Annotated in this window: 7 protein-coding genes; 6 read left to right on the forward strand and 1 reads right to left on the reverse strand. The window is 72.1% G+C overall.

The features are described 5' to 3' along the window. Positions 1-55 precede the first annotated feature (55 nt). Positions 56-1,048: a helix-turn-helix domain-containing protein gene (locus tag ACFYPJ_RS19890; protein WP_389018532.1), complete on the reverse strand. Its 993-nt coding sequence runs from the start codon at positions 1,046-1,048 to the stop codon at positions 56-58. A 182-nt stretch (positions 1,049-1,230) separates the two neighbouring features. Here ACFYPJ_RS19890 and ACFYPJ_RS19895 point away from each other — a divergent pair, with 182 nt between their 5' ends. The 6 genes from ACFYPJ_RS19895 to ACFYPJ_RS19920 all read left to right on the forward strand — a co-directional run bounded on the left by ACFYPJ_RS19895 (position 1,231) and on the right by ACFYPJ_RS19920 (position 10,106). Further along, on the forward strand, positions 1,231-4,842 hold the full coding sequence (locus ACFYPJ_RS19895; protein WP_389018535.1) for a S8 family serine peptidase: 3,612 nt from the start codon (positions 1,231-1,233) through the stop codon (positions 4,840-4,842). A gap of 33 nt (positions 4,843-4,875) precedes the next feature. Next, positions 4,876-5,382: a hypothetical protein gene (locus tag ACFYPJ_RS19900; RefSeq protein ID WP_389018538.1), complete on the forward strand. Its 507-nt coding sequence runs from the start codon at positions 4,876-4,878 to the stop codon at positions 5,380-5,382. A 437-nt stretch (positions 5,383-5,819) separates the two neighbouring features. After that, positions 5,820-6,941, forward strand: a complete 1,122-nt coding sequence (locus ACFYPJ_RS19905) for a LacI family DNA-binding transcriptional regulator (protein ID WP_389018541.1) — start codon at positions 5,820-5,822, stop codon at positions 6,939-6,941. A gap of 71 nt (positions 6,942-7,012) precedes the next feature. Further along, positions 7,013-7,888 (forward strand): carbohydrate ABC transporter permease, encoded by an 876-nt coding sequence (locus tag ACFYPJ_RS19910; RefSeq protein WP_389018718.1) that lies wholly within the window; start codon positions 7,013-7,015, stop codon positions 7,886-7,888. 113 nt (positions 7,889-8,001) lie between these two features. Next, positions 8,002-8,799, forward strand: coding sequence for a carbohydrate ABC transporter permease (locus ACFYPJ_RS19915; RefSeq protein WP_389018721.1), 798 nt, complete (start codon positions 8,002-8,004; stop codon positions 8,797-8,799). After that, positions 8,799-10,106, forward strand: a complete 1,308-nt coding sequence (locus ACFYPJ_RS19920) for an ABC transporter substrate-binding protein (RefSeq protein ID WP_389018544.1) — start codon at positions 8,799-8,801, stop codon at positions 10,104-10,106. Before ACFYPJ_RS19915 ends, ACFYPJ_RS19920 begins: the two co-directional genes overlap by 1 nt. Positions 10,107-10,135 lie beyond the last annotated feature (29 nt).

A 10,135-nucleotide genomic window follows, 5' to 3' on the forward strand; every position in this document is an offset into this window, starting at 1 on the left:
ACGCCAGGGCCGCACCCGTTGCCGCCGCGGCCGGCCCGGCACGCTCACCCGGGTGTCACAGCCAGCCGCGGCGGGCCGCGGTCAGACCGGCCTGGAACCGGGTGTCCGCGCCCAACTGGCTCATCAGGCGGTGGATACGCCGCTGGGCGGTGCGCTCGCTCCAGCCCTGGGCACGGGCGATGGCGGCGTCCGTGAGGCCGGCCGCGAGCAGCGACAGCAGCGACCGGGTCACCTGGTCGGGTTCGTCGGCGCCGTCGTCGTGGCTCTCCGCAACGGCGGCGCCGTCCGCCAGGGGCAGCGGGACACCGCGCTCCCACTCCACCTCGAACAGTGTCTCCAGGGCGGTCAGCGTGGGGGAGCGCTGCACGAGATACGCGGCGGACTGGCCGCCCGGCGCGGAACTGAACGGGACGATCGCGGCCCGGCTGTCGCAGATCACCATCTTCAGCGGCAACTCGCTGCGCACGCGGCCCTGTTCCCCGGCCCGGACGCTGGCCAGGATGTCCCCGGCGAGGCGGCCCGGCCAGGTGATCGCGGCCCGGTCGTAGACCACCCGGTGGGAGATGCCCTGCCGCTGCTGCTGAAGCTGGTCGGCGAGGTTGCTCCCGGGCCGGTCGACGTACGGGGGCCGGTCGAACGCGCGCACCTGCCGCTGTGCCTGAGTGGTCAGCCGCTGCACCGCGTCGCTGACGTCCGTGCGGTCGGTGAGGAGTTCCACCCCGAGGTCGGGACGGCTGATCCGGGACGCCTCGCGGTGCGCCTCCATCAGCCGGTGCACCTGTGACCGGGCTTCGTCGAGCTGCTCCTCACGCCGGCGGATCATCCCGGTCACGGCGACATCGGGCGGCACCACGGTGAACCGCGGCGGACGGCCGGTCGCCCGGGTCGCCAGGCCGTCCCTGACCAGTCCGGCGAGCTGCCGCGCGGCGGCCGGGACGGACAGCTCGCAGGCGGCCGCCAACTGCGCTGCCGTGGACCCCGGAAGGCCGACCAGCGCGGTGTAGACACGCTCTGTTTCCTCTGCCAGTCCCAGCACGTCAAATGCCACGTCTTCCCACCGCCGTCCATGGCAGACAACCGCCAGCTGGCGGAAGTCAGCCACCACTGTCACCTTGTGCCACTGCTGTTCCGATTGACATCTTCCCCTTCTTGGAAGGGGCGCGGTTTGGCAGGGCCAGGCCGAACAACGTCCCTGACCTGTACGCACTTGTCTCCCTTCGAAGGGGTGCCATGTCCCATGCCCGTCCCAGAGGCCGGCGTCTCGCCGCGGCGGCCGCAGCCATAGCCGCCCTGACCGCCGGCGCGCTCACCGTGCCGGCGACCGCCGCGTCCCCGGTCCCGTCCGCGCCGCGGACCGGCGAACCACCATCCGCGTCGGGCAAGGCCGCGGTGGGCGGCAGCACCCTGACCGAGCCACCGGCCCAGAAACAGGGCGTCGTACCCGGCCAGGTACTGCTCACCCTGGACGAGGGCACATCCGTGACCGGGCACCCGGTGTCCGGCAGCAGCGTCGCCGCCCGTGCCGCGCAGACCAGCGACCCGGGACTGAACGCCGAGCTCAGGGCGGTGGGCGCCACGTCCCTGCACCCGCTGCTCCCCTCGGCCGGCAGCGCCACCACGGACCAGCTGACGTCCGCAGCCCGCGTGGAACCCGGTGCGTCGGCCGCCGACCTGCCGCACACCTATGTGGTCCGGACACGGCAGAAGGACTCCGCCGCCGTCGCCCGCAGCCTCGCCGCCGCGCCGGGAGTCGCCGACGCCGAGCCCAACCGCTACGTCAACACGATGAGCACCGTAGCCGAACCGGTGCCGTCGGCCGACCTCAAGGCCGCGGCAGCCGCCACCTCCCGGGCCACGCGGTCAGGTCCCTCCTCGGAGTCCGGCTCCACCGCACCGGCCGACCTGGACGGGGTGCCCGCCAACTACGCCCTGACCGACTCCGCGCAGGGCATGCTCAACGCCGGTGGCGTCGACGCGACCGGGGCGTTCTCGCTGCTGAAGAAGGAGTACGGGCAGACACCCGGCCAGGGCGAGGTGATCACCAACGTCTCCGTCGGCGACCTGACCGACCAGTCGATGGCCGACGCCGGTGACTCCTACGTCGCGTCGTTCGGCCCCACCACGGTGCTGCGCAACGGCCGGCGCTATCTGGACCTGCCGTCCATGCCGCTGATACCGACCTATGTGGCGGCCGCGGACGGCTCGCTGTCCGGCAGCGCCTCCACGAAGCAGCAGGACCCCTTGCTCGACGAAGTCCTCCTGGACTTCAGCGTGATGGCGCCGCTGCCGCACGACCAGCAGCGCCCGGACCGCACCGGCAGCGGCTACACCGACCTGCTGGGCATCGCGCCCGGCGCGGACTACCGGCTCGTGGTCCCGCAGACGCCGACGATGGACCAGATCGCCGTCGCCCTGCTGGCCGCCGCGCAGCAGAAGCCACGGCCCGACGTCATCACCGCCAGCCTCGGCTACGGCACCGACTCGATCGGCTTCCCGGGCCGCTACCTGGAGGACGACCCGTACATCCGGTCGATCATCTCGGCGATCGTGCACACGTACCACGTCGTCGTGTCGATCTCCTCCAACGACGGCACCCGCCTCTACACCCCGGCCTCCGTCGGCCCCGACGGCGGCAGCACGCCCACCGAGGTCACCGGGAACGGCTCGGCCGCGACGTCCATCGACGACGACGCCGAGTCGACCGTCCCGACCGTGGTGCCGGACTCCGGCGCGATAGCGGTGGGCGGCACCACCCTCGACGACACCCTCGCCGCGCCCGCCGGTTCCGCCCAGTCCGCCGGGGCCACCGTCGCGGAGACCCGGATCAGCGGATCCGGCACCTTCTCGTCGGGCTTCGGCAGCCGCATCGACCTGTCGGCGCCCAGCGACGGCATCGTCGCCTTCCAGCACACCACGGGCCAGGGCCCGCAGGCCGTCACCCCCGTGCTCAACGGGGGTACCTCGGCGTCCGCCCCGGAGGTGGCCGCGGCCGCCGCGGTCGTCCTGCAGGCCGGGCGACTCGCGGGTCACGACCTGACGCCCGCGCAGGTGCGCTCGCTGCTGGAGCGGACCGGCAGGGCTGTGCCGACGCCACCGCAGATCGACCGCCCGCTGCACGTCGGTCCGCAGATCGACGTCACCGCCGCTGCCGAGGCCGCGCTCGGCGACACCGCAGGACCCTCCCTCGTCCGTCTGTCGATGGCGCACCGCGTCACCCGCGGGGCACTCGGCGGCTCGTTCCTGGAGACCACCGACCCCGGCCGCATCGACCTCGCCGACAGCGCCTCGGGCGGCACCGGGGAGGGCCTGGTCGGACCCGTCACCTTCGCCGGCGACGTCACCGGCCTGCCCAAGGACGCGAAGGCCCAGTACACCCTCACTGTCGGAGCCACCGTCTTCCGCTCCGGCACCCCCGCGATCCGGGTCACGCCGAAGCAACTGCTCGACGCGGCCGGCCTGCCGGAGGTCTCCGCCACCGACCGCACCCTCAAGGCCACCTACCGGGTGCTGACGGACGGCCGGGTACGGGCCGACGCCCAGCGCACGATCACCGTGGGGCCCAGCGACGGTACGTACGTCGAGGCCACCGCACCGAACGCCCCGGCCGTGGCCCGGACCGGCAAGGCCGTCACCGTCTCCTACGACATCTCGGGCGTCTCCCGGACGGATGCCCCGCAGCTGGTGGTGTCCACCGTCGGCCACTGGAACCCCGTCCTCGGACAGATCTTCACCGCGGGCTGGCACCAGGCGCTGACCGCGCAGCAGGGCACGATCACCGCCCCGGCCGACGCCTTTTCCGGCGGCGGTGGACTCTACGGCATCGGCATCGCACAGTCGGGCTACGGCGGCGACCCGACCAAGGTGGTCTACGGGGAGTTCGCCCCGATCCGCATCGACGGCGGCTCGGCCGCCGTCCGGCCCGCCGCGCCCGTCCTGACCGGCAGCGACCGGGTCGCCGGTCACTTCGCCGAAGTGACCCGCAGCGCACCCTCGTTCGGCCTGACACACGACGTCACCGGCATCCGGGGGGCGAAGTCGGCGGTCGCGGAGTTCTCGGCGCCCGGGCCGACCCTCTACAACTCGCTCAACACGTTCACGAACGCCAACGGTACGGCCTATGACGGCGACGGTGTGAACACCCCGTCCACCGCCCGGGTCACGCTGTCCGGCAAGAAGGGCACCGAGCGGCTCGACGCCCTCGCCCTCGGCCCCGCCACGTCGGCCTCGTACGGGGTGCGGATCCTCGCCCTCGACGGCTTGGGCCATGTCGTCGGCCAGGCGTCACCGCTCTCGACCCTCCAGGTCGACGACGGGCTCGCCCCGGACGGCAGCACCGTGCTGAGCTTCGCCGCCGCGGGCGACGACTCGATCGCGGCGCTGCGCACGGCGGCCGGCGGTACCGAGGTACGGCACTACTCGACGAAGACCGGCGGCTACGGGGCGGTGCTCGCCTCGGACACCGGCACCGGATCCGACTACGAGGTCCTGGGCGTCGCCCCGGGCTCCCGCCGCGTCCTGCTCGCGCACCGCAGCACCTCGGACGGCGATGTGCAGGTGGAAACCTGGAACACGGCGACCGACTCCCCGGCCGGCCGGTTCACGCTGCGCGCGGCGGACCACACGTTCGTCACCGGGCAGGTCGACGCCGGACACGGCCGGGCCGCGCTGCTGCTGCGGTCGGCCGCCGACGACAGCGACCTCGTGCAGAGCGTCGACCTGTCCGACGGCAGCGCCGGAACGCTCCTTGAGGCCGACCCGGACGGAGTGCGGCCCGGCTCGTACTCCCTGATGACGATCGACCGGTCCAGCGGGGAGGTGTTCCTCGCCAAGCAGGCCACGTAGCTCCTGTGCCTGGGTGGGGTGACGGTCGCACGGGTGGACCTCGACCACGGGACGGTCTCCGCCGGCGGGCCGCTGCCCGCGTGCGGTCACGGCCTGGCCACGGACGGGACGGGCACGCTGTACGACGCCACCGCCACCGCGCTCAGCACCAAGATCGCCCCCACCGGCGTGATCAGCACCGTGAACCAGGCGGACGGCAGTTCGGGCGACTCGGTGACGCTGCGCAGGGCCACCCCGAGCGCACTTGCGGTCGACGGGCCCAACAAGCTCGCCGTGGTCTCGTTCACGCGGCCCGAAGGGACCGTGTACTTCGGCTCGCAGACGGGATTCGTGGCCGACAACAACGCCACGGGCCAGCTGCAGATCGTCGATCTGGCCACCAGGAAGACGAGCGCCGTCCAAAGCGGGTACACCGTGACGACCCACGGAGGTCCGCTCCTGTACGGCGGCCAGGCGGCGTCCCTGCAACTGGACCCGGCGACCCGCACCGGCTGGACCTACGGACCCTACGACGAGCAGATCCGGCAGTTCTCCTACTGAGGCACCGCCGCCTCCCTCCTGCCGAGGCGCCGCCTCGGCCCCGAACCTCCGGCCGGGCGTCCGCCACCCGTGGCGCCCGGCAGGAGCCACCACCGCCCCCGCGCCGGCCGGACGGCCGCCGCGGGGGCGTCCGGCGTGCGGCTCGGCACCGGGCGGCGGAGCGCCCGGATCGGCGAACGGCGAGGCGGATACGGCCCGTCCGGACGCCACGGCACCGTCGGCTGCAATCATGCCGAACGGTGTTCCGTCAAGGGTCGTGTCAGTAGATGCGGCAGATCTCACATCTCATTGACGCAGGGTTGAGCCGTCCGCAGGATGTGACAACACCTTCCACTCCCCGGCGGTTGTGCAGACCGCTCTGTAAACGTTTCCAGAAAACCGACCGGGCCGTAAACGTTTACAGCCGGAGTGGCCAGTCGATCTGCAAAGGGGCGATCATGACGAGTTCGGGCGGACCACCGACGGTGGAGACCATCGCGCTGGCGGCGGGGGTGTCAATAGCCTCCGTCTCCCGCGTGCTCAACGGTCTCGGCGGTCGGCCCGACACCGTACGCCGGGTCGAGAAGGCGGCGGCCGAACTGGGGTACGTGCCGAACCGGGTGGCCCGGTCCCTCAAGGGAGGCAAGTCGCGGCAGCTCACGTTCGCGATGCCGGACATCGGCAACCCCACCTACGTCTCGATGGTCCGGCAGATACAGAAGGTGACGAAGCCGCTGGGATACCGGCTGCTGCTGCACTCGACCGACGCCGTCGCCAAGGACGAACTCGACGTGATCCGCAGCCTCGCCGACCGGACCAGCGACGGACTCCTGATCTGCCCGATCCGGGTCACCGACGCCCATCTCGACGCGCTGCGGTCGGCGTCGGGACCGGTCGTCGTCATCGGCTCCGTGCCGCCCGAGGCCACTGTGGACAGCGTGCGCGCCGATTCGGTCCACGGCGCGATGCTGGCGGTGCGCCACCTGATCGGGCTCGGCCGGCGCAGGATCGCCTTCGTCAACGGCCCCGCCGACACCGTGCCGGGCGCCAACCGCGCCCAGGGCTACCGGACGGCACTCGCACAGGCGGGCCTCGCGGCCGACCCGGCCCTCACGGTCACCACCGACTTCTCCGTCGAGGCCGGCGCCGCGGCCGCGCACCGGCTGCTCGACGCGGGCGCCGGCATCGACAGCGTCTTCTGCGCCAACGACCAACTGGCGCTCGGCGTGGTGCACGCCGCACACAGCAGGGGCCTGTCCATACCCGCGGACCTCGCCGTCGTCGGAATGGACGACAGCGACCTGGCCCGGGCCGGCTACCCGCCGCTGACCAGCGTCGACCTCGGTTCCGCCGAACGCGGCAGGCTCGCCGCCGAGATGCTGGTCGCCCGGCTCGAAGCCGGTGCCCCGGCAGCGGGTTCCGACGTCGGCTGTACGACGGTCGCCCCGCGGCTCGTCGTCCGCGCCTCTTCCACCGGGGCCGGCGCGGCCGGTCAAGCGGCCGCCGCGTCGCCGGACCGGGAACCGCTCGGCGAACAGGACGCCCACCTGCCCGGCGTGCCCGTGGGGAACCGCCCGTGAGCGCCCCGGTCGCCACCCGCCCCGCCCGCGGCACCCGGGTGCCCCCGCGGGGGTCCGCCGCGCGGCGCAAGATGCTCGGCCTGGACAGGGACGCCTGGTTCCTGCTGCTGCCCGCGCTGATCCCGGTGCTCGTGCTGAGCGTCGGCCCGCTGCTGTACGGCATCGCGCTCGCGTTCACCGACGCGCAGTCCGGAGTGACCCGTGCGACGTCCTTCACCGGACTGCGCAACCTCGCGGACCTCCGGCTCGACTCGCTGTTCTGGGACTCCTTCAAGATCGGGCTGATCTGGGCGGTCTGCGTGACGGCGTTGCAGTTCCTGTTCTCGCTGGGCCTCGCCATGCTGCTCAACCAGAACCTGCGATTCCGCTGGTTGACCCGGACCCTGGCGCTCGTTCCGTGGGCCATGCCCGAGGTCGTCGTGGGCATCATGTGGCGGCTCGTCTACAACCCCGACGCGGGCATCCTGAACAGCACCCTGCGCCACCTCCACCTGACCTCCGGCACCACCGACTGGCTCTCCAGCCTGACCCTCGCGCTGCCCGCGGTGATCGTGGTGGGCGTCTGGGCCAAGATGCCGCAGACCACCGTCGTCCTGCTGGCGGGCCTGCAGAACGTGCCCGGCGAACTGCACGAGGCGGCCGCCCTCGACGGAGCCGGCCTCTGGCGCAGGTTCACCGCCGTGACCTGGCCCGCGATGAAACCGGTGGTGCTGTCCATCACCGCACTCGACTTCATCTGGAACTTCAACTCCTTCGGCCTGGTCTACGTGCTCACGAACGGCGGCCCCGGCGGCAAGACCCGGCTGCCGACCCTGTTCGCCTATCAGGAGGCGTTCCAGTACGGGCAGTTCGGCTACGCCGCCGCGATGGGACTCGTGATGATCGCCGTGATCGCCGTCCTGCTGACCGTTTTCCTGCGCAACCGTCTCAAGGAGGCAGACCAGTGAGCGGCACCGTTGCCCCGACGCGGTCGGACTCCGCGAAGCCGGCCGGACCATCCCGTCCGCGGCGTTCCGCCCGGCGCGGCGGCGCGCGTGCGGCCGGCCGCACCGCGCAGTACCTGGCCCTGCTGTGCTATGTGATCTTCCTGGCCTTCCCCCTGCTGTGGCTGCTGTCGACGGCCTTCAAGTCCCCGCAGGAACTCGGCTCTGTCGACCCCAGCTGGCTGCCCCGGCACCCGACGCTCGACAACTTCCGCTCGGCGATCGACGAACAGCCGCTGCTGCGCTCCGCGCTCAACAGCCTGCTGGTGTCGGTGGTCACCGCGGTGATCTCGGTGGCGATCGCGGTACCCGCCGCGTACGCGCTGGTGCGGTTCCGGTCGACGGTCAGCCGCCTCGGCACGGGTTGGGTGCTGGTCAGCCAGATGTTCCCGTTCGTGCTCGTCATCATCCCGCTGTTCCTGGTGCTGAAGAACCTGCACCTGGTCGACTCGCTGCCCGGCCTCATCATCGTCTACGTGGTGTGGAACCTGCCGTTCGCCCTCTGGATGCTCCAGGGGTACGTCAAGGCGGTCCCCCTCTCGCTGGAGGAGGCCGCGGCGATCGACGGCGGCGGGCGGTGGCGCATCCTGCGCAGCGTGGTCTTCCCGCTGCTGGCCCCCGGCCTGGTGGCCACCTTGATGTTCTCCTTCGTGACCGCGTGGAACGAGTTCTTCTTCGCCCTGGTCCTGCTCAAGTCCCCAGAGAAGCAGACGATGTCCGTGATCCTCACCCACTTCCTCGGCGCGGAGGGCGCGGCCGACCTCGGCCCGCTCGCCGCGGCCTCGGTGCTCGCGACCCTGCCGAGCCTGGTGTTCTTCGCCTTCCTCCAGAAGCGTCTGGTGGGCGGCGTACTGGCCGGGGCGGTGAAGGGCTGATGCGCCGTCGTACGTTCCTGAGCGGCGCCGCCGCCACCGCCGCGGCGGCCGTCGCCTCACCCCTGCTCACCGGCTGCGGCAGCTCCGGCGACGGATCCGGCACGCTGGACTTCCTCTCGCTCGCCTGGCAGGCCGAGTCGGTGGCCGCCAACAAGGCGCTCGTGGCCCAGTGGAACAAGAGCCATCCCGACACCCGGGTCCGGTACGTGCAGGGCAGCTGGGACACTGTGCACGACCAGCTGCTGACCTCCTTCGAGGGCGGCGCGGCCCCGGACATCATCCACGACGAGGCCGTCGACCTCACCGACTTCGGCTACGGCGGATACCTCACCGATCTGACGGACCTCGTCCCCGCCGACCTGAAGGCCCGCATCCCCGCCTCGTCCTGGTCCACCACACAGTTCGGCGGCGGACTGTACGGCGTGCCGTTCCTCCAGGAACCCTGGGTGCTGCTCGCCAACCGGACCATCCTCGACCGGGCCGGAATCACCCTGCCGGCGGCCGACAAGCCCTGGACCTGGACCGAGTTCGAGGACGTCGCCAAGGAACTCACCACCGCGGGCAAGGGCACGGCCGCCCGGTACGGCACGGCATGGGCGATGAACGCGCCCGTCAACGCCACGGTGAACCAGTCGGTGTCCAACGGCGGCAAGATCCTCTACCGGCGCGACGACGGCACGCCCGAAGTCCGCTTCGACGCCGCCGACTCGGCCTTCCCCGAACTCATCCACCGCCAGGCCAACATCGACCGCACGGCGTCACCGACCGCGCTCGGCATGGGCGGCGGCGACACCCTGCCCGGCTTCTTCGCCGGCCGCTACGCCCTGCTCCCGCTGGGCTTCTCCTACCGGCAGCAGGTGGCGCAGCAGGCCCCCGACGGCTTCGACTGGGTGACCCTGCCGATGCCCGTCGGCCCGCGCAGCAACGCCCAGGGCGTCAGCCCGCAGACCCTGTCCGTGTCGAAGGCGTGCAAGCACCCCGACACCGCCGTCGCGTTCATCGCCTTCATGACACAGAACGCGCACCTCGTCCAACTGGCGCGCGGCGACTGGATGGTACCCACCGGCGAGGCCGCACTCGCCGACCCGTCCATCACCGTCGCCAAGGACGGCTGGTCGACCGGCGTCGCCGTGGCCCGCAACCTGACCGCCTCGCCCATGCTCGGGTCCCGCGGCTACCCCGAGTGGAAGGACAAGATCGCCACGCCGGCGCTCCAGGAGTACTACAAGGGCGGCTCCAGCCTCGACGACCTGCGCAACCAGCTCGTCCGCCACGGCAACCGCATCTTCGACCGCTACCGGGAGTGAGCCACGGGCGGCCGGCCCGGCACCCGGCC

The sequence above is a fragment of the Streptomyces sp. NPDC006012 genome (genome assembly GCF_042871185.1).
Lineage (GTDB): Bacteria > Actinomycetota > Actinomycetes > Streptomycetales > Streptomycetaceae > Streptomyces.

Bases quoted from the DNA above. Each gene is read 5' to 3' on its own strand.
- ACFYPJ_RS19905 (WP_389018541.1), top strand. From the start codon at position 5,820: ATGACGAGTTCGGGCGGACCACCGACGGTGGAGACCATCGCGCTGGCG.
- ACFYPJ_RS19895 (WP_389018535.1), top strand. From the start codon at position 1,231: ATGTCCCATGCCCGTCCCAGAGGCCGGCGTCTCGCCGCGGCGGCCGCA.
- ACFYPJ_RS19910 (WP_389018718.1), top strand. From the start codon at position 7,013: ATGCTCGGCCTGGACAGGGACGCCTGGTTCCTGCTGCTGCCCGCGCTG.
- ACFYPJ_RS19920 (WP_389018544.1), top strand. From the start codon at position 8,799: ATGCGCCGTCGTACGTTCCTGAGCGGCGCCGCCGCCACCGCCGCGGCG.